The sequence below is a fragment of the Labrenzia sp. R5_0 genome, assembly GCF_017743835.1.
Classification (GTDB): domain Bacteria; phylum Pseudomonadota; class Alphaproteobacteria; order Rhizobiales; family Stappiaceae; genus Roseibium; species Roseibium algicola.
The window spans coordinates 85,909-105,069 of sequence record NZ_JAGHRK010000005.1 but is presented as its reverse complement, the minus strand read 5'-3'; the positions used below and the strand labels follow the sequence as shown (position 1 = coordinate 105,069).

At 58.8% G+C, this 19,161-nt stretch carries 19 protein-coding genes; 9 read left to right on the top strand and 10 right to left on the bottom strand.

Features of this window, described 5'->3' with window-relative positions; translation table 11 throughout:
• Nucleotides 1-30: 30 nt before the first annotated feature.
• Nucleotides 31-1,221: an acetyl-CoA C-acyltransferase gene (locus J7447_RS23915; protein WP_209171159.1), complete on the bottom strand. Its 1,191-nt coding sequence runs from the start codon at nt 1,219-1,221 to the stop codon at nt 31-33.
• Nucleotides 1,222-1,332: 111 nt separating this feature from the next.
• Between J7447_RS23915 and J7447_RS23910 the strand changes: the two genes are divergently transcribed.
• Nucleotides 1,333-1,905, top strand: a complete 573-nt coding sequence (locus J7447_RS23910; protein WP_209171158.1) for a TetR/AcrR family transcriptional regulator — start codon at nt 1,333-1,335, stop codon at nt 1,903-1,905.
• Between the two features lie 134 nt (nt 1,906-2,039).
• Here J7447_RS23910 and J7447_RS23905 read toward each other — a convergent pair whose 3' ends face one another.
• Nucleotides 2,040-3,146: a glycosyltransferase family 4 protein gene (locus J7447_RS23905; protein ID WP_209171157.1), complete on the bottom strand. Its 1,107-nt coding sequence runs from the start codon at nt 3,144-3,146 to the stop codon at nt 2,040-2,042.
• A gap of 1,610 nt (nt 3,147-4,756) precedes the next feature.
• On the opposite strand from J7447_RS23905, the gene J7447_RS23900 reads away from it, so the two are divergent.
• Together J7447_RS23900 and J7447_RS23895 are read left to right on the top strand one after the other, a co-directional pair.
• A complete protein-coding gene (locus J7447_RS23900; RefSeq protein WP_209171156.1) occupies nt 4,757-5,275 on the top strand; it encodes a MarR family transcriptional regulator in 519 nt (172 codons plus the stop codon).
• On the top strand, nt 5,272-5,892 hold the full coding sequence (locus J7447_RS23895) for a gamma carbonic anhydrase family protein (RefSeq protein ID WP_152507806.1): 621 nt from the start codon (nt 5,272-5,274) through the stop codon (nt 5,890-5,892). Before J7447_RS23900 ends, J7447_RS23895 begins: the two co-directional genes overlap by 4 nt.
• An 83-nt stretch (nt 5,893-5,975) precedes the next feature.
• On the opposite strand, the gene J7447_RS23890 is transcribed toward J7447_RS23895, so the two are convergent.
• Nucleotides 5,976-6,359: a cytochrome c family protein gene (locus J7447_RS23890; RefSeq protein ID WP_023001486.1), complete on the bottom strand. Its 384-nt coding sequence runs from the start codon at nt 6,357-6,359 to the stop codon at nt 5,976-5,978.
• Nucleotides 6,360-6,575: 216 nt separating this feature from the next.
• Nucleotides 6,576-7,799, bottom strand: a complete 1,224-nt coding sequence (gene hemA, locus J7447_RS23885) for a 5-aminolevulinate synthase (protein ID WP_209171155.1) — start codon at nt 7,797-7,799, stop codon at nt 6,576-6,578.
• A 171-nt stretch (nt 7,800-7,970) separates the two neighbouring features.
• On the opposite strand from hemA, the gene J7447_RS23880 reads away from it, so the two are divergent.
• Both J7447_RS23880 and J7447_RS23875 read left to right on the top strand, forming a co-directional pair.
• The gene (locus J7447_RS23880) at nt 7,971-8,675 is read left to right on the top strand and encodes a Crp/Fnr family transcriptional regulator (protein ID WP_023001484.1); all 705 of its coding nucleotides are present in this window, start codon (nt 7,971-7,973) and stop codon (nt 8,673-8,675) included.
• A gap of 2 nt (nt 8,676-8,677) precedes the next feature.
• Entirely contained in the window at nt 8,678-9,238 is a 561-nt protein-coding gene (locus J7447_RS23875) for a DUF4202 domain-containing protein (protein ID WP_209171154.1), read from the top strand.
• Here J7447_RS23875 and J7447_RS23870 read toward each other — a convergent pair.
• Genes J7447_RS23870 through J7447_RS23845 form a run of 6 tightly spaced genes read right to left on the bottom strand, consistent with a single transcriptional unit; the run spans nt 9,228 to nt 14,704 of the window.
• Nucleotides 9,228-9,500 carry a hypothetical protein gene (locus J7447_RS23870; protein WP_023001482.1) on the bottom strand — a complete coding sequence of 91 codons (273 nt, stop codon included), beginning with the start codon at nt 9,498-9,500 and terminating at the stop codon, nt 9,228-9,230. The genes J7447_RS23875 and J7447_RS23870 overlap by 11 nt on opposite strands.
• A gap of 6 nt (nt 9,501-9,506) precedes the next feature.
• Nucleotides 9,507-10,085 (bottom strand): cytochrome c oxidase subunit 3 family protein, encoded by a 579-nt coding sequence (locus J7447_RS23865; RefSeq protein WP_286189522.1) that lies wholly within the window; start codon nt 10,083-10,085, stop codon nt 9,507-9,509.
• A gap of 8 nt (nt 10,086-10,093) precedes the next feature.
• A complete protein-coding gene (locus tag J7447_RS23860) occupies nt 10,094-12,031 on the bottom strand; it encodes a VWA domain-containing protein (RefSeq protein ID WP_209171153.1) in 1,938 nt (645 codons plus the stop codon).
• Between the two features lie 10 nt (nt 12,032-12,041).
• Nucleotides 12,042-12,857 carry a CbbQ/NirQ/NorQ/GpvN family protein gene (locus J7447_RS23855; RefSeq protein ID WP_286189521.1) on the bottom strand — a complete coding sequence of 272 codons (816 nt, stop codon included), beginning with the start codon at nt 12,855-12,857 and terminating at the stop codon, nt 12,042-12,044.
• Nucleotides 12,857-14,227 (bottom strand): cbb3-type cytochrome c oxidase subunit I, encoded by a 1,371-nt coding sequence (locus J7447_RS23850; protein WP_023001478.1) that lies wholly within the window; start codon nt 14,225-14,227, stop codon nt 12,857-12,859. Before J7447_RS23850 ends, J7447_RS23855 begins: the two co-directional genes overlap by 1 nt.
• A 24-nt stretch (nt 14,228-14,251) precedes the next feature.
• Nucleotides 14,252-14,704 carry a cytochrome c gene (locus J7447_RS23845; RefSeq protein WP_023001477.1) on the bottom strand — a complete coding sequence of 151 codons (453 nt, stop codon included), beginning with the start codon at nt 14,702-14,704 and terminating at the stop codon, nt 14,252-14,254.
• A gap of 370 nt (nt 14,705-15,074) precedes the next feature.
• On the opposite strand from J7447_RS23845, the gene J7447_RS23840 reads away from it, so the two are divergent.
• The 4 genes from J7447_RS23840 (at nt 15,075) to J7447_RS23825 (ending at nt 19,158) form a co-directional block, all read left to right on the top strand.
• Nucleotides 15,075-16,829 carry a nitrite reductase gene (locus tag J7447_RS23840; protein WP_055660798.1) on the top strand — a complete coding sequence of 585 codons (1,755 nt, stop codon included), beginning with the start codon at nt 15,075-15,077 and terminating at the stop codon, nt 16,827-16,829.
• A 70-nt stretch (nt 16,830-16,899) separates the two neighbouring features.
• A complete protein-coding gene (gene cobA, locus J7447_RS23835) occupies nt 16,900-17,703 on the top strand; it encodes a uroporphyrinogen-III C-methyltransferase (RefSeq protein WP_152507811.1) in 804 nt (267 codons plus the stop codon).
• Nucleotides 17,696-18,013 carry a cytochrome c gene (locus J7447_RS23830; RefSeq protein WP_023001474.1) on the top strand — a complete coding sequence of 106 codons (318 nt, stop codon included), beginning with the start codon at nt 17,696-17,698 and terminating at the stop codon, nt 18,011-18,013. Before cobA ends, J7447_RS23830 begins: the two co-directional genes overlap by 8 nt.
• Nucleotides 18,010-19,158, top strand: a complete 1,149-nt coding sequence (locus J7447_RS23825; RefSeq protein WP_209171151.1) for a cytochrome D1 domain-containing protein — start codon at nt 18,010-18,012, stop codon at nt 19,156-19,158. Before J7447_RS23830 ends, J7447_RS23825 begins: the two co-directional genes overlap by 4 nt.
• Nucleotides 19,159-19,161: the final 3 nt, after the last annotated feature.

The window sequence follows — 19,161 nt, the reverse complement described above, 5'->3', positions numbered from 1 at the left end:
CTGCCGTTAGTCCTGCGCGTTCAAAAGTGTTCAGGCGGAGAGTTCGATGGCCAGCGCGGTGGCTTCGCCGCCGCCGATGCACAGCGCTGCAACGCCGCGCTGGGCTCCACGTGCTTTCAAGGCATGAATGAGCGTAACAATCAGACGGGCACCGGTCGCGCCGATCGGGTGGCCGAGCGCGCAGGCGCCGCCGTTGACGTTCAGCTTCTCGCGCGGAATGCCGATGTCATGTGCGGCAGCCATTGCAACCACCGCGAAGGCCTCATTGATTTCCCATAGGTCGACGTCATCGGCAGACCAGCCGGTGCGATCCAGAAGTTTGAGGATCGCCGGGATCGGCGCGGTCGTGTACCAGGCCGGTTCCTGCGAATGGGTCGCGTGGCCACGCACGATTGCTAATACCGGCAGTCCGTTGGCTTGCGCGTAGCTCTTGCGGGTCAGAACCAGTGCCGCGGCACCGTCCGCGTTGGCCGAGGCGCTGGCAGCTGTGATGGTGCCGTTATCAGAAAAGGCTGGGCGAAGCCTCGGGATTTTTTCCGGATCGACCCGTCCCGGAATTTCGTCGTCCTCGATAGTGACCGTGCTTTTGCGGCCTGCGACCTCAAGAGGGATGATTTCATCCCGGAAGGCACCGCCGGTCACCGCCTTTTGCGCACGGACGAGCGTTTCCTGGGCAAAGGCGTCCTGGTCGGCGCGAGTGAAACCGTATTTTTCAGCGGCCGCTTCTCCGAAAGACCCCATCGGCCGGCCGGCCTCATAGGCATCCTCCAGGCCGTCGCGCATCATGTGGTCAAGTACCTCGCTGCTGCCGAACTTTCGACCCGCGCGCATTTGCGGCAACAGGAAGGGTGCGTTCGACATCGATTCCATGCCGCCTGCAACGACGATGTCTGCCGAGCGGGAAATCAGGAGATCGTGTGCGAGCATGATCGCCTTCATGCCGGAGCCGCAAACCTTGTTGAGTGTGGTTGCGCCCGTGTGGTCGGAAAGACCGGCTGCACGGGCCGCCTGCCGGGCCGGAGCCTGTCCCTGACCGGCAGGAAGAACGCAGCCCATCAGAACTTCACTGATCGAGTCTCGCCCAGCTCCCGCATCCTCAATTGCTGCTCCAATCGCTGCCGCGGCGAGCTTTGGAGCTGCTACGGGGCTCAAGGCCCCCATGAAAGCACCTAGCGGTGTGCGTCTGGCGGCGCAGATAACGATCGGATCGGGTTCGCTCATGGGTATCTCCTGGTTGGTGTCCTAAATTAGATTATGATCATAATTTATAAAATCAAGAATAGATTTGGATCGTAATCCGAATTACGATTCCAACAGCCAACGGAGGTGAAAATGCGTGTCAGCAGGGAAACGGCAGCCAGAAACCGCGAGAACGTCGTGAAAACCGCGAGCAGACAGTTTCGGGAACACGGCTACGACGGGATCGGTATCGCAGGACTGATGAAAGCTGCCGGGCTGACGCAGGGTGGCTTCTACAAGCAATTTGCCGACAAGGACGCCATCATCACCGAAGCAACACAGCAGGCGCTGGATGAAAATCTCGTTGCTTGGCAATCCGTTGTTGAAGGACACCAGGACGACCCTTTGAACGCTCTACGACGCTGGTATCTATCCCGGGAACATGTCGACCGGCGTGACGCAGGTTGCGCTTATGCCGCGTTGGCGGCCGAAGCCCCGCGTCACGGCAAGGATCTTCAGGATGCGTTTTGTGAAGCCGTTGAGAAATCCATCACTCTGCTGACCGACACCCGCGCCGAAAGTGCCCAGTCCCGCTGTGAGGCAATTCGGCTGATCACCGGAATGGTCGGAGCGCTTGTCCTGTCACGGGCTGTCGGGGAGGGGGCGTTAAGCCAGGAAGTTCTCGATTGCGCGATTCTGGAACCAGCGCCTGGACGCTCGAAATAGGCAATGCCCCGGCGTCTCATACGCCTTTCACCGTTGTGGTGTGTGAGACCTGTTTCGCGCTCAAGGGCGGCACGGCCATTAGGTGAAACCGGAAGTTGGCATACATGGCCGTTTTGGTGCCAATGAACCCCATCTCAAGCATCGGCAAAAACCGTCAATGGAGGACGGCCTGCGGCTTGAGAAATTGTCTCGTCCCATTTGGCCAGGACGGTTGCCGTGGAAAAGCGGTCCAGCGAAGGTGGGCCGGCCTCGCAAAAAGATCCGCGCAGCTCAGGGTCGGTAAGGACCCGAGTGATCGCCGTAGCAAGTGCCTCCTTGCTGCCCATCGGCACGAGCAGACCGGTGGTTCCGTCCTGCACGATTTCGCTGGGACCCCACGGGCAGTCGACGGACACAACGGCCATCCCGCTCGACATTGCCTCGAGGACGACATTCGCGAAACCTTCGAAGCGCGAACTCAGGGCAAATACGTCGCCGGGTGATACCCATTCGCCAGGAACTTGCGTGACACCCGCAAGACGGACGACTTCCTGCAGCCCAAGGTCGGAAATCTGCTTTTCGAGCGCGGACCGCTCCGGCCCTTCGCCATAGATCGTCAACACCGCATCAGGGACGCGTTCCACTATCTGGGCAAAGCTGGCGATGAGGATATCAAAGCCTTTCTGTCGGTCCAGCCGTCCTACCGCGACCACCCTGCGACCTGCATCGGGCAGCGGCATGGCGCGCGGCAGCGGTGTGACCGGATTTGGAATAACGATGGTTTTTTTGCGAACGCGGGCGGGTTGTCTTGCACGCGCGCGCTCCGTCATGACGACGACACTGGTCGCTGCAAAGGCCGCCATCGGCCGAGACCAGCGCCAGAAGCGGCTCATTTGCTGAACATCAAAATTGTTGCGTTCGGATATGATCGTCGGTGTACCGGTACCTGCGGTCGCAAGGACCGTGATGACGTTGATCTTGGTCAGAAAGGAGACGACCATATCCGGTCTGATCCTTGCAAAGCGCCTGCGCAGATCCTTTACCCGTTGCATGGTAACAAAATGCCGAGAATTTTTGCCGGTGCGGGTTAGCCCTTCGACCTGAATCCTGGGGTCATAGGAAAAATAAGAGGTGGCATCGGTCGCATTCAGGGCGATCACATGTACATCGTCGCCAGCGGCAAGGCGGTGGTGCGCCAGCAGGTTGACGACTTTTTCAGCACCGCCTGCTCCGAGGCCCGCAAGAACAAACACAACACGCATTACGGATCCTTTCTCGCTGCGGGGCTGGTGAAGCCTTTCGGTGCCGGATGCCTATTAGTCTCTGATTGTGCGATGTGGCCCCGGCCTCCAGCAACCATCACTTGATGCTCGTCGACGATGATCATACGGGTAAGCTTTGGCGTCATTGTAACGCTTCCCTTCGGATCGGCTTTTAGTGATGATTTGAAGAATGGAAGACCGAAATGCAGGTCCTGTTTTGCTCGACGGGACTATGGATCTCGGAGGTCGCACCATGTCTCCGCGCGCACTCATGCAGGGCGGCGATACCCCAGTGAATGCCGTTGCCGAGGGTCAGTGCCGACGCGGAGCCATCAAGCCGGGCCTTATCAAGCGTGACTTCCGCTGCAGTTTTGGTGTGTCCCCTTCCATTCGTCCGCGTAATTCTGGCTTGACGTCTTAAAGGGAACGTTTCAACGGATAATTGACCGATAAATTTACTATGTAGCTTGCCCATGTCACCCCACCATATTCAATTGGAAGCGAAATTTATTCTTGTATGAAGTATTTATAGCTATAGATTTACAGGACGTATTACGCTGAAGGTGGATTTCGCGTGCCCTTGATGAGCTGTAAAAAGAATATCCACCGAGAAATACACTGTAAAAAAATATAGCGTTGCCACCAACCGTATGGTTGGCATTCCTTATCAATCAGGAAGCAACTTGTTTTGGGATTTTCTTGTGTTGCCTAAGCTTTGTTATTTTCTAAATTGAAATAGAACCTTCCGTGTTCATGTCGTTTGCTTTTAGGAAATTTTCCAAAATCAAATTGCAATAGCTGCCATTCCAAACGTGGTCTTGCGCATTTTTCTACGAGCACTCTCCATGCTCGCAGATCGGACGATGCCACTTCCCTCACTGTGCTGTCAGGTTGCCCAACCCACTACGTGAACTTGCCGCACAGGAGCGAAGAAAAAAATGATAATTAGCCATCCGCCCTATATTAACAAATAATACACCATTAACGCTACGCAGGGAAAGCTTTGAATGTCGAAAGTTTTTCCGAGAGGCCTGAGACCTTTTAATCGCAAAGTTCGTCAACGCGATTGACCTCCAGGAAGGAAATAATCTTTAATTTGACAATGCGAAGCTTGCAGTAATTCAAGAATAATTCTTGATATGAATTGGGTGAAGAAAATGATTTACATCAGATATCGCAATACCTAGGTCAATTTATCGAGGTGCTAGACTTTGTCAGGCTTGTGAAACAAGACACGTACTGAATAGTCAGGTTTCAGAGTGTTCCGAAAAATGTATTCGCAACTCGTTCGTCGAATACAGACAAAGCGGGAAGGCCCTGTTTTTATCGAAACGTCACAACAGTCAGCTGACACTCCGTTCGGCACGAAATTGCATCCAAGGTTTACGTTTCAAACTGTCCGACATTCCTTCGGAGTGGACACAAGAAGAAGCCTCCGAGGTATTGCCTTTTTGAATTCTTCGGGAGGAGAAGATTTCCTGGGGGCACCCTTCAGGCGTTTCTTGTTCCAGCGCATCGGATCTTGCGTAGCGTAATGAGTGCGAAGAGTTTGTATTGGCGGAGGCGGACATGGACGTTGACAACGAGAGAAATTAATATATGCATAGGCTATGCAATTATTAGACGCCAACAAACTGGGTGCCCTCGGTACTTTGATCCGCGACCGGACAGATGCGGCGCTGGGAGCATTGTCGCCAAGCGCCGCGGCCGTTCTGTCGATGCTTCACTTCAAGCCCGGGTTGACGACGAGTGAAATCGCAACAGTCGTCGGCGTCAGTCAACCGACTGCCGTCAGGTTGATAGACGGGCTGGAACGACAGGCGTTGATCAAGCGCGGCGAGCAGATAGGGCGCGTCACCCCGCTCAGTCTGACAAAGGCCGGTCACGATGAGGCCGAAGCGTTGCAGCAGCGCCGGCTGGCCACTTTGGACGGTTTGCTTGGCGCCTTGCCCGAGAAAGACCGGAACCGGTTCGTTTTGCTGCTGGACAGGGTTCTTGAAGAGGCAACGACATCGCGATCCTTTGCCAGAACAACTTGCCGGCTGTGCGAGCATAACCTGTGCAGCGCCGATGTTTGCCCGATTGGCTGCAAGGCAAGCGAAATCGAGAAAGCGCAGGAGCGGCTATGAGCACGTCTGAAGGAAGCACCTCACCTTTCATCGATCCGGATGCATGGGTTGCGCCCGACGCGACGGTTGCGGGCGATGTCAGGATCTGTGCGGGCAGCAGGATCATGAATGGTGCCCGGCTGGTGGCGGAAGGCGGCAGCACAATCCGTATCGGCCGAAACTGTATCGTGCTCGAAAACGCCGTGATCCGCGCAACGTCCCGTCACGATTGCAAAATCGGAGATCATTGTCTGATCGGCCCGAACACTCATGTTGTCGGCGCGGAAATCGAGGATGAAGTCTTCATCGCAACTGGAGCTGCCGTTTTCCATGGCGCGCAGGTGGGGCACGGGTCGGAGGTTCGCGTCAACGGCACGGTTCACCTTCGCACGCGGCTGGAACCCGGATCGACCGTTCCGATTGGATGGGTCGCTGTCGGTGACCCGGCCCGGATCCTTTCGGCAGACCAGCATGAAGCCATCTGGACGATCCAGAAGCCGCTCGACTTTCCGGGGTTTGTCTATGGCGTCGACAGAAACGCTCCCGACGTGATGAAAACCATCACCCAACGGCTTTCGGAAAGCCTGGGGGAACGCCAGGTAACCGCGGCCGGTGCACCAACCGTGCCTGGCCTTTGAGCCCAGGAATTACCGACGGGTAGGCCACGACCGGACCGCGCCTGAGTTAACGGCGCGAGCCCGGTGTGCCCGTTGCGGTCCGCTTATTGAAACGTCTTCAGGTAGGCGATGACGTTCTCAATTTCCTCGTCCTTGCGCAGCCCGGCGAAGGACATCTTTGTCTTGGGGACGACTTCCTTTGGCTTGTGCAGATAGGCCGTCAGGGTTTCTTCGTCCCAGACCAGTCCGCCGTCAGCCTTTTCGGTCATGCTGGCGGAATATTTATAGCCTTCGACCTGGCCTGCAGGCGCGCCGACAATCCCGTTGAGCGCCGGGCCAACCTTGTTCTTGGCGCCGTCGCCGACAGCATGGCAGGCCTGGCATTTCTTGAAGATCTTTTCGCCTGCAGCAGCGTCGCCGTCAGCCCAGGCAGGAGCCGCTGCGAAGAGACCCGCAAGCGTGACAAGGCAGGTGAGTGTCTTTCTCATGATGTTTCCTTTCCTGTTGCCGGCACATTGCCGACGATCCGGCCGGCGGACGGCCGCGGTGGGTTTTCGTGGTGGCCGGGCAAACCTAGTTTGCCCGGCCTGACCGGTCCGTCCCCAGGCCTCATTGTCGGACGGACGAGGTCATGGTGAGGGTGCGAGGCCAGAAAGCCGGTGATCGCCTTTCACATCCTTGACATCCGTCAAGCGAGCCTCCGGCTATTCGGCGGCAACGGGCTGTCTTGCCAGCTGGCATTGCGACCAAAGCGAATGAAGCGCGCAGACCAGCCGGTCGACATCCCCGGATGTGTGAACCGGCGACGGGGTAATCCGCAGCCTCTCGGTTCCCTTTGGAACGGTCGGGTAGTTGATCGGCTGGATGTAGATGCCGAATTCCTCCAGGAGCGTGTCCGACAGGAATTTGCACTTGGCCGGATTGCCGACGATCACCGGTATGATGTGGCTGGGATTGTCGACATGTGGAATACCGAGCGTATCGAGACGCCGCCGAACCTTGGCGACGATGGCCTTGTGGGCATCCCGTTCCACCGAACTTTCCTTCAGATGTCTGATGGACGCCGTTGCGGCGGCCGCGATAGCGGGGGGAAGGGCTGTGGTGAAGATGAAGCCGCTGGCAAAACTGCGCACGAAATCGCAAAGTTCGACAGACGCTGCGATATATCCTCCGACAACGCCGAAGGCCTTGCCAAGGGTGCCTTCGATGACGGTCAGGCGGTCCATCACGCCTTCCTGCTCTGCGATACCGCCACCGCGCGGCCCATAAAGGCCGACGGCATGGACCTCGTCCAGGTAGGTCATGGCGCCAAATTGGTCTGCAAGATCGCAGATCTGCGAAATCGGCGCGATATCCCCATCCATGGAGTAGACGCTTTCAAAAGCGATCAGCTTCGGCTTTGCCGGGTCGGCAGCCCGCAATTTGGCTTCTAGGTCTTCCAGGTCGTTGTGTTTCCAGATCACCTTTTCGGCGCGCGAGTGGCGTATTCCCTCGATCATCGAGGCGTGGTTCAGGCTGTCGGAAAAAACGATGCAGTCGGGGATCTGCGAGGCGAGCGTACCGAGCGCGGCCCAGTTGGAGACGTAACCGGATGTAAACACCAGGGCGGCTTCCTTGCCATGCAGATCGGCGAGTTCGGCTTCCAGCAGCACGTGATCGTGTGTCGTGCCGGAAATGTTTCTGGTTCCGCCTGCCCCGGCTCCGCAGCGGTCGACCGCCTCGTGCAGGGCTGCCAGAACCTTAGGGTGCTGCCCCATGCCGAGGTAATCGTTCGAGCACCAGATGGCGACATCTTTGGTGCTCTCTCCGCTGGTCCACTTCGCTTCCGGAAAATTGCCGCGTTTACGCTGAAGGTCGATGAAGACGCGGTAGTTTCCATCATGCTTCAGGTCTGCAAGACGGCTTTTGAAAAAGGCTTGATAGTCCATGACGTCCCCGCTTTCTCAAGTGTCCGGTAGACGCTAGTTGCGGGGCGGGGCAGGCTGAATGACAATAGTCAAGAAAGGCAAGAATCCGTCGATGGTCCGCGCTTGCTATTGTGCAAAGTCACCAGGTCGGGCTAGACGTTCTTCCATATCACTTGAGCAGGACCTTCATCGATGCCGACCGACCGCCAGCGGAAAATTGCCCAGAACTCCCTGCTTCTGAAAAGCTTCCCGCAGGAGATCCGAGACATGGTGCTCGGCATGTCGAGCTGGCGGACATATGACCGCGGTGAGACGTTGTTTCTGCATGGTGAGACAGCCCAGGCAATCCACATCGTGATGGATGGCTGGGTCAAGCTTTACCGGATCGCGCCCAACGGAGGCGAAGCGGTCGTGAATGTCTTTGCCAAGGGCGAAAGCTTCGGTGAAGCTGTCGCGTTTCGCGGGCTTGCCTATCCGGTTTCGGCGGAAGCGGTAACCGCCTGCGAAGTGATGCGCATACCCAGCACGGCCATCCTGGAAGCCATGCGGAAGGACCCGGACATTGCCGTGTCGGTTGTGGCATCGACCTTCATTCACCTGCATTCCCTTGTTTCGCAGCTGGAACAGTTGAAGGCGCAAACCGGACCGCAAAGGGTTGCCGAGTTCTTGCTGGAATTGTGCGAGCAGGAAAGCGGTAGCTGCGAGGTAACCCTGCCTTACGACAAGTTCCTGATTGCCGGCCGTCTCGGCATGAAGCCGGAAAGCCTGTCGCGGTCTTTTGCGCGGTTGAAATCTGCTGGGGTCCGCATCAATCGAAATCATGCGGAAATCAAGGATATCGAGCGGCTTCGGGCCTTCTCCGAAGAAGATCCGGTGGATGCCTGGACCAAGGGGTGACCATGATGAAACTGGACATTGCCTTGACGGCCATCGACACCGCGAACGCCGCCGACCCCAACCAGGAAGACGGCAAGCCTGCGGCTCTTCTATATGGGCAACGGATGAGCGAAGAGCTGGACCGGCTCTACCCGGAGGCGACCGATCCGTTGAAGGTCGCGGCCAGGGGCCAGCACATCGAGCGCTGGATCACTCCGCGCCAGTCCTACCCCGAAGGCAAGGCTGGTTACCACGCCTGGCGCCGGGATCAGGCCCGTCATCACGCGGACCGGGTCGGTGAAATCATGGCGGGCGCGGGCTATTCACCGGAGGAGATCGAGGCGGCGGCGAAGATGCTGCGCAAGGAAGGCCTCAAGCGGGACGCGGACGTGCAGGCGCTGGAAAACGTGATCTGTTTTGTGTTCCTGAAATGGTATTTCGCGCCATTTGCCGCCAAGCACGAGGACAGCAAGGTGCTCGATATCGTGCAGAAAACGGCACGGAAGATGTCGGAGGACGGACGAGCCCGGGTGCTTGCCGAATTCGATCTTCCAAAGCAGCTTGCCGAAGCGTTCAGGGACTGAGCCCCGGTGCCACGTAAAGCACCAGCAACAGCAGGCAAAAGAACCCGATCACCCAGCTGAAGCCTGACAGCCAGGCAGGCGCCTGCCACAACCCGAGATATCGGGACAGGATGATCCGTGCCTTGATGAAGGCCAGCAGCAACAGCAGTCCGCCGAAAAGAGCCGGGCTGAAATGACCGGTTCCGCCTGTAGTCACCAGAACGGTAGCGGCCGACAGGCCCAATAGCGCAATCCACGCAAGCGTGACGGAGGGAAGGGTCATCGTTCGCTATCCCAGGACATAGATCACCGGAAACAGCAGAACCCAGATGAGATCGACCATATGCCAGAAGGCGGTGCCTGTTTCGATGGTACGTGGTTCGTCTTTCCAGGCAACCAGACCCAGCACAACGATACCGGCAAGCACATGAGCCGCGTGAAATCCGGTGAGCAGGTAGTAGAAGGTGAAGAAGGGATGGGTCTCCGTGGAGATCCCTTGCTCTATCTTGACCGCATATTCCTGTATCTTGATGGCGAGGAACACGCAGCCGAGGGCCATGGCACCTGTCAGGTGCAAACGCGCCGCGGTGCGTTTCATCGCAAGCCGAAGCTCCAGGCTTCTGGCCGCCAGAAAACCACTGGTGATCAGAACGATCGTATTGATGCCCGCAAGCGCCGGGTCGAGATGAGCTCTTGCGGCAGCAAATCCTGCCGGATCGGATATTCGCACGCCCATGAAGGCGGCAAGACCGGCACCGAACACCAGCAGTTCACTGACGATGAGTACCCACATCATCAGTTCCCCGGGCAACTCGTCGAGGATGCCGGCGTCGCCGTCTTGATCCGGCTTCGGTGACGGAGCGTGCATCAGCGGCTCTAGCCTCCGACAATCTGGCGGTAGATCTGCGGCAAGGCCTGTGTCAGCCGATCGGGATGCGGGATCACGGCAAAGCCGCCTTGACCAAACAACCGCGGAAACCAGGACTTGGCCGACTTGTCGATGGTGACGCCAAAGACGGATTGGCCTGCCCGCCGGGCTTCCCGAACTGCCATCCTGGTGTCTTCGATGCCGTGCCGCCCCTCGTAGTGATCGAGATCGTTCGGCTTGCCGTCCGTGATCACCAGAAGAAGCTTTCGCTTGCGCGACTGCACTGCCAGGTCGGCGGATACATGACGAATGGCTGCGCCCAGACGGGTGTAGAAGCCGGGACGCAGCGTTCCGATCCTCTGTTCGACAAGGGCACTCATCGGTTCATGGAATCCCTTGCAGGACTGCAGGTACACCCGCTGCCGTTTCAGGGATGAAAAGGCAGTGATGGCGAAATCATCGCCGCAGGCGTTCAGACCCCAGGCCAAAGCTGTCAGAGCTTCCCGTTCGATATCGATCACGGCGCGTCCGGTGACGGCGCTCTCGGTCGAGCGGGAAACGTCGAGCAGGATGGAAACCGCAAGATCACGCGCTTCCGGACGGGTCTGCAGCCAGATTCGTTCCGAGCCGGTGCCGCCTGCAATCCGTTCGGCTTCAGAGCGCACGGCTGCATCAAGATCCAGTCCGTCGCCTTCAAGGTGTCCACGTGTTGTCACCCGGCCCGGGCGGAGGGCCTCGAACTGCTTCTTCACCGAGCGGATGCGCCGTTTGGCCCGCTCATCCATGCCGGCAGATCCCTTTTCAGGATCCGCTTCCGCGGTGCTGGTCAGAACGCAGACGTGGTCTGCCAGATAGCGGCCGCTGCGCGTGTCCCATTCCGGGTAGAGATGCCGTCCGGACAGTCTTTCGCGGTCCACATCCTCCGGGGCGAGATCAAGATGCAGCTTCAGACGGGTTGCCGGTGCCTTGGAGATTTGCCCGAGGCCGATCTCCTCCTGATCGTCTGCCGCTTTCTTGGCGCTGTCGTGGTCGTCGTCATCGACACGCCGATTGAGATTGAGAAACTCCGCCCAACTCAGAATGGCTTCAAACTTGTGGAGGATCAGACTGTCCTTGCGTTCCGCCTGATCTGCCTTGCGTCTGCGGGCGCGCACGGTCTTGCCGGTCGCTTCCTCGGGTGGGCCGTCTGTCTCACGGCTGTCGACTTCGTCTCCCGCAGAAAACACGACCTCTCTGAGATCCGGCCAAAGCGGTACCGGCCGGAAAGGGCGGTAACCGCGCGGGGCAGTTATCTCCTCGAACGAATTCCGGTCAACCCGTTCCTGAAGTTCCAGGACATCGCGGGGCGGCAGGGCGGGGTCTCCCAGAAATTGACGTATGAGCCTGTCGACCCTTGCTTCCATGTCCGGCAGCGGGGCCTGTGGTCTTGCTGCCAGCACCTGCTGGCAGAGTGCGGTGTAAAGATCCCGCAAGCCGGGAGCATGTTCGAGCGTGTCCCGCACCATCGCGGAAATTGCCCTGAGCGCTTGCAGGTCGGCGCGGAGCGGGTCCGTTTCGGCGGTATGGGTTGGTGCATGGGCCGCAAGGGCCGTCAGCCAGACATAGAGGGCTGCATTTGCCTCCCGCAGCGGGAACACCGCAAGACTGGCCGGCAATCTCAGGATTTCGCCGTCGAAGCTGGTCCGTGTCACGGTTTCAGCTTCCGTGCCGAGCCGCCTCAGAAATCCGAGGCGATGGCGGGAAACCTCTTGGGCGACCGGACGGAGCTCGACACTGTGAGCTCCGCCCAATCCCCGGAAAAGGACAGCAAGCCGCCCGCCGACCTCATCGAGGCCGACCGCGGCTCCATGATGCACCTCGGGTGCACCCAGGCGGCTTGCAAACGCGTGCCACAGTTTCCCGACAGTTTCCTCGGGTTCCCATGGCTCGATGTCGATCTTGCCCATCGGTCTGGCCTCACCCAAACACGGCCGTGACAAGATCAAGGAGCCCGCGTTTCACGTCTTCATCGTCGGTCAGCGGTTCGATCATTGCAGCTTCGATCGCCCGTCCGACAGGCATGCCCTGGGCAATCAGCGTTGCCGCATAGACGACCAGACGGGTCGACACGCCTTCTTCGAGATCCTGGCCTTTCAGCGCCCTGAGTTTCCCGGCCAGACGTACCAGCGAGGCGGTCCGGTCGTGATCGAGGCCGCTTTCCTCGCAAACCACTTCGGTTTCCAGATCCGCCGGCGGGAAATCGAATTCAAGCGACAGAAAACGCTGGCGGGTGGATGGTTTCAGGGTCTTCAGGATGTTCTGGTAACCGGGGTTGTAGGATGCGACGAGCATGAAGCCGGGTGCGGCCATCAGCTCTTCTCCGGTTCTGTCGATTGGCAGGGTCCTGCGATCATCCGTGAGCGGATGAAGGACGACCGTCACATCCTTGCGCGCTTCCACAACCTCGTCGAGATAGCAGATTGCGCCTTCCCTGACGGCCCGTGTCAGCGGTCCGTCCACCCAGACGGTCTCGCCGCCCTTGAGAAGGTACCGGCCGATCAGATCGGCGGCGGCAAGGTCGTCATGACAGGCGACCGTGTAAAGCTTGCGGCCGAGCCTTGCCGCCATATGGGCGACGAACCGGGTCTTGCCGCAGCCGGTCGGCCCTTTCAGCAGAACCGGCAGGCCGTTCCGGTGCGCGGCTTCGAAGACATCGCATTCGTCGCCTTGCGCGAGGTAGAAGGGGGCAGATGCCGCCCCCTTTTCCATGGAGACTGTAGCGTCCATATCCATCACTCCGCCGGGGCGCCGGCTGCTTCACCGGGCTGGATGACTTCGCGGCGTGGCACTGCAACTGCGTAGATGAACAGGATGGCGCCGAGGACGAAGGCAGCACCGGCCCCGAAGCGCATCCAGTAGAACACGGCCAACTGGTCCTGAACGTCCATGTAGTATTCGCCCATGACACGCTGCAGGTGGGTTTGCACCGTTCCGGCGAACGTCAGCACGAAGGTCATGAAGGACATGCCACCAGCCATCAGCCAGAAGGACGCCATGTTGAGCACCTGGTTGTAGGGATCCCGGCCGCGCAGAAGCGGCATGGCGTAGGTGATGATCGCCAGGTTCAGGGAAACATAGGCACCGAAGAAGGCCAGGTGTCCGTGGGCAGCGGTGATCTGCGTGCCGTGGGTGTAGTAGTTCACGCCATGGAGGGTGTGCAGGAAGCCCCAGACACCGGCACCGAAGAAGGCGAGCGTTGCGCAACCGAGCGACCATAGCAGCGCGGCCTTGTTGGGGTGGTCTCGTCGGCCCTTCCAGACCATCACGAAGGCAAAGGCCATCATGGCGAAGAAGGGGATCACCTCCAGCGAGGAGAAGATCGAGCCGATCCACTGCCAGTATCCGGGTGTCCCGATCCAGTAGTAATGGTGGCCGGTGCCCAGGATGCCGGAGAACAGTGCGGCGGCAACGATGACATAGAGCCATTTCTCGATGACTTCGCGGTCGACGCCGGTCAGCTTCAGCATCAGGTAGGCGAGGACCGAGGCCATGATCAGTTCCCAGACACCTTCGACCCACAGGTGGACGACGTTCCACCAGTACTGCTTGTCGAGCGAGAGGTTGCTTGGATTGTAGAAGCTGAACAGGAACAGGAGCGCCAGGCCCCACAGACCCAGAAGCAGGATGTTGGTGATCGCGGTTTTCTTGCCCTTCAGCACTGTCATGGTGATGTTGAACAGGAAGATGAGGGCGGCAACAACGATGCCCACCTTGACCCATTTGGGCTGTTCGATGAACTCGCGGCCTTCCTTGCCCAGCAGCCAGTTGCCTTCAAACAGGTTGAAGACATAGGTGAGAACCACACCCAGCGTGCCGACCACCAGAATGATAAGCTGCAGATAGGCGAGCTTGGTGGAATGGATTTCCCGTTCCGCTTCTTCCGGGATCAGGAAATAGGCGGAGCCCATGAAGCCGAGCAGCAGCCAGACGATCAGGCTGTTTGTGTGCAGCATCCGCACGATGTTGAAGGGAAGCAGCTCCGACAGAAAGTTCGGCGCCACATAGATGTAGCCGGCGAGCAACCCGCCCAGAACCTGGACGGCGAATAGGCCGAGCGCCACGGCGAAATACGCCAGCGCAACCTTTTGAGATTGGTATTTCATCTTGGGTTTCCTCAGCGTTCAAAATCAGCCGGCGTCGTTCGGCGGCCAGTCCTGGGCGTCGATCTTGTCTGTCCAGATCAGGAAGTTCGAGAGATCGCGGATCTCTTCGTCCGTCAGGTGGAACTGCGGCATCTGTCGGCGACCTTCGATGCCGGAAGGCTGGGATTCCATCCAGCCCTTGAGGGTCTCGAATGCCAGGTCAGGATCGTCCAGAACACCCCAACGGGTCATCACGTTGCCGACTTCGGGGGCGAAATACGCACCCTCGCCGAGGATCGTGTGACAGTTGATGCAGGCCTTGTCCTCCCAGACCCGTTTGCCTGCGGCAACGCTTTCGGTCAGCGTTTCCGCATTCGTCGATGTGCTGGTGATGTAAAGGTGGCTGTGCGCCGACAGCCCCACAAAGATGATGATGAAAAAAAGCGACCCGCCATAGAATATGTTTCGGGCCATGCTTTTGGTCATGACTTCGCGCATAGCGCGCTCCTTTCCCCGGAGTTGATCCTGCCGGGAGGGTGCCAGCGCGCAGCCGCATTTCCTTAACCAAAGTCAAGTGGACCGGAAAGCGGTGCCGAAGACAGTGAAATTCATTGCAATGGGATCGTCGCCTTCGCCGATGTTGCCGTGAAGTGTATGCTCCCCTGCGACAATTGTGTCGTTTTGCAGGCGGTGAACTCGTAATTGTATCAATAAAAACAAACGCCTAGAAAACTCGTGTCTTGCCGGTTTTCCCGACGGACATGGCTGAACAAACCTGCCTGAAAATTTCAAGTTAACGAAAGTCAAGGAAGCAGACCCTGCCTGCGCGCACCGTCCGATTGCCTCACCAGTCGAACGGAGACTAATCATGATCTCGACACGAGCCATTCGGAGAAATGCGCTGCTGATGAGTGTGGCTTTCACACTCGGATTGTCGGCAGTTGGCGTTTCTGCCCAGGATAAGCCGGCGGACCACGGCAGTGGTCCTTCAGCTGCCTATGAGCCAAGCATGTCAACTCTCGGCCAGCTGAAGGTCGAGATTCCGGGGCGCAAGGAAGGCGATCCCGTGATGACGCCTGAAGAATATCAGAATGCAAACCAGATCTATTTCGAACGCTGCGCCGGTTGCCACGGCGTGCTGCGCAAGGGTGCGACCGGCAAGCCGCTGACCACGGATATCACCCGGGAAAACGGCTACGAATATCTGCGCGACTTCATCACCTACGGATCGCCCGCCGGCATGCCGAACTGGGGGACCTCGGGTGAATTGACCGAGGAACAGGTCGACATGATGGCGCGCTATATCCTGCTGGAACCGGCGTCACCGCCAGAGTTCGGCATGGACGAAATGCGCAAGAGCTGGAAGGTGCTGGTTGCACCGGAAGACCGCCCGAAAGAAAAGTTGAACGATATCGACATCGACAACCTCTTCTCGGTCACCCTGCGCGACAGTGGCCAGGTCGCCCTGATCGACGGTGAAACCTATGCCATCCATGCAGTGATCAACACCGGTTACGCGGTTCACATTTCGCGTATTTCCGCCTCCGGCCGCTATCTTTACGTGATCGGGCGCGATGCGCTTGTGAACATGATCGACCTTTGGATGGAAGAACCGGCAACAGTGGCGCAGATCAAGGTCGGCACCGAGGCCCGCTCCATCGAAACATCGAAGATGAAGGGTTGGGAAGACAAGTATGCGATCGCCGGCTCCTACTGGCCGCCGCAATATGTGATCATGGACGGCGACACGCTGGAGCCGCTCAAGATCAAGTCGACCCGTGGCATGGTCTACGACGACCAGACCTATCATCCCGAGCCGCGCGTCGCCTCCATCGTGGCATCGCACTACAATCCGGAATTCATCGTCAACGTGAAGGAAACCGGCAAGATCCTGCTGGTCGACTACTCGGACATCAAGAACCTGAAGACGACCGAGATCGAAGCCGAACGCTTCCTGCATGATGGTGGGTTCGACAGCACCAAGCGTTACTTCCTCGTGGCTGCCAATGCCCGCGGCAAGGTCGCGGTCGTCGACACCAAGGAAGGCAAGCTGACGGCCCTTCTTGAAACGGGTGGTCAGACACCTCATCCGGGGCGTGGTGCCAACCTGATCCACCCGACCTACGGTCCTGTCTGGGTCACTTCGCACCTCGGCGATGAAACCGTCGCCCTGATCGGGACGGATCCGGAAGGCCATCCGGACAGTGCCTGGAAGGTCGTGCAGACCCTCTATGGTCTCGGCGGGGGCTCGCTCTTCGTCAAGTCCCATCCGAAGTCGAACCATCTCTACGTGGATGCACCCTTGAACCCGGACGCGGAAGTCTCGGGCGCGATCGCAGTGTTCAACGTCGACGACCTGACCCAGGAAGAACCTGAATACAAGGTTCTGCCGATTGTCGAATGGGCGGATGTTGGCGAGGGCCAGCCGCGTGTCGTTCAGGGCGAATTCGACCAGGCGGGCGAGGAAATCTGGTTCTCCGTCTGGAACGCCAAGGACAAGGAAAGCGCGATCGTCGTCGTTGACGACAAGACGCTCGAGCTGAAGCACGTCATCAAGGACGAACGGCTGATCACTCCGACCGGCAAGTTCAACGTCTTCAACACGCGCGCCGACGTCTACTGATGTCCCGCCGGGAGAGGCGGAATTCCGCCTCTCCCGTTTCTTTCTTCCATGCCGCCTGCAGGAGCAAACGATGAAACAGCCAGGGAAGGTCTATCTGATCGGTGCGGGACCCGGTGACCCGGAGCTTCTGACGCTCAAGGCCCTGCGAATGCTCCAGGAAGCGGATGCCGTCGTGTTCGATCGTCTGGTTTCACCTGAAATCCTGTCGTTGGCTCCGTCCGGTGCCCTGCAGGTGCCTGTTGGAAAATCGCCCGACAATCATCCCGTTCCTCAGGAGAGGATCAACGAGATCCTTGAAGAACTGGCGCTGGAAGGCTTGACCGTCGCCCGCCTGAAAGGCGGCGATCCGCTGATCTTCGGTCGCGGTTCGGAAGAAGCCGAACATCTTTTGTCACGCGGCATCGCGGTCGAATATGCGCCCGGCATTACCGCTGCCCAGGGGGCCGCCTGCGTAACAGGTGTGCCGCTCACCCATCGTGGTCTGGCAACCGGCGTCCGCTATGTGACCGGACACCGGCAGGCAAACGGCGTTCTCGACCTCGATTGGAAAAGTCTTGCCTGCGAGGACACCACGCTGGTCGTCTACATGGGGGTTGCCAACATCGGGCAGATTGCCCTGCGCCTGATTGCCGAAGGACTGAGCGGGACAACCCCTGTACTTGCCATCGCAAACGCGACGACACCGCGTGAAACCAGGCTCTATTCCGAACTCGACAGGATCGCGATCGATATCCGCGACGCCAGGTTCAAGGCGCCAGTGCTGTTTGTTGTCGGCAAGGTCGTGACCCTGAGTGCCGAATGGCCGGCAGCCACCCTGGACGCCATGCTCAGTGCCGTGGACAGCGGCACAGCCGGAAGGCTGGTCCATGCTTAAGACGCTGCTCACCATTGCCTTTTGTCTTCTGGCCATCACAAGCCTCGCGCTTGCCGAGGAACAGGAAACGCCTGCGGCATTGGTCAACCTTGTGCGGCAGGACTGCGGCTCGTGTCACGGCATGACGCTGAAAGGTGGCCTTGGACCGGACATCCGGCCGGATGCCCTCGGTCATTACGACATCGACACCCTGTCCACGGTGGTTCTGGACGGCATCCCGAAAACGGCAATGCCTCCCTGGCGTCCGATCCTGAGCGAGGCCGACGCGAGGAAAATTGCCGAATACCTTTTGAAGGGAGACACGAAATGAAGTGGCTATGTGGAGCCGTTCTGGCAGCCATGTTGACCGGCACTGTCCAGGCGCAGTCGGTCGTTGCTACCGGCGATCTCGGTCTTGTGGTTGAACGGGCGAGCGGGTCTCTGTTGCTGGTCGATCAGTCCGACCGTGCATCCCTGACACGGATAGAAGGGCTTGGCGACCTTTCCCATGCAAGCCTGGTCTATTCACCGGACGAACGTTTCGCCTATGTCTTCGGCCGCGATGGTGGCCTTTCCAAGGTCGATCTTGTCGAGAAACGGATAGCCAAGCGGGTGATTCAATCCGGAAACGCCATCGGTGGGGCCATCTCGGACGACGGCTCACTGGTCGCGGTTTCCAACTATGAGCCTGGCGGTGTGCGTATCTTCGACGCTCAGACGCTGGAGATGGTTGCAGATATTCCGACCGGGTCGAAGACAATCGGTCTTGTCGATGCGCCCGGCAAACGCTTTGTCTTCACCTTGTGGGATGCAGGCGAAACCTGGATCGCGGACCTCAATTCGGAGGAACCGAAGATCACCAGGATTACCGGCATGGGCACCAACCCCTATGACGCCCTGATCACCGGTGACGGCCGTCTCTACATCACAGGCCTGTTTGGCGAAGACGGATTGACCGCGCTCGACCTGTGGCAGGAAAATCCCGAACCAATTCGCGTTTTGCCCGGATATGGCCGCGGGGAAGCGGAGCTACCGGTCTACAAGATGCCCCATCTGGAAGGTTGGGCACGCGCGGGCCAGGAGTTTGTCCTGCCTGCCGTCGGGCACCACGAGGTTCTGTGGGTCGATGGTGAAACGCTCGCCGAAACCGGACGCACCAGTACCCATGGTCAACCGGTCTTTGCCATGGCGAGACCCGATGGCCGCCAGGTCTGGGTAAACTTCGCACATCCGCTCAATGACACCATCCAGGTGATCGATACGGTCACAAAGCAGGTCGTTCACGAATTCAAACCCGGCCCTGCCGTACTGCACATGGAATTCACGCCACGCGGTAACGAGGTCTGGGTTTCCGTGCGCGATGCCGGCAAGGTCATGATCTACGACACCCAGACCTTCGAGAAGACAGGCGAAATCGACGCCGAAAGCCCATCCGGCATCTTCTTTACAGCCCGGGCACACAGGACGGGGTTGTGAGCC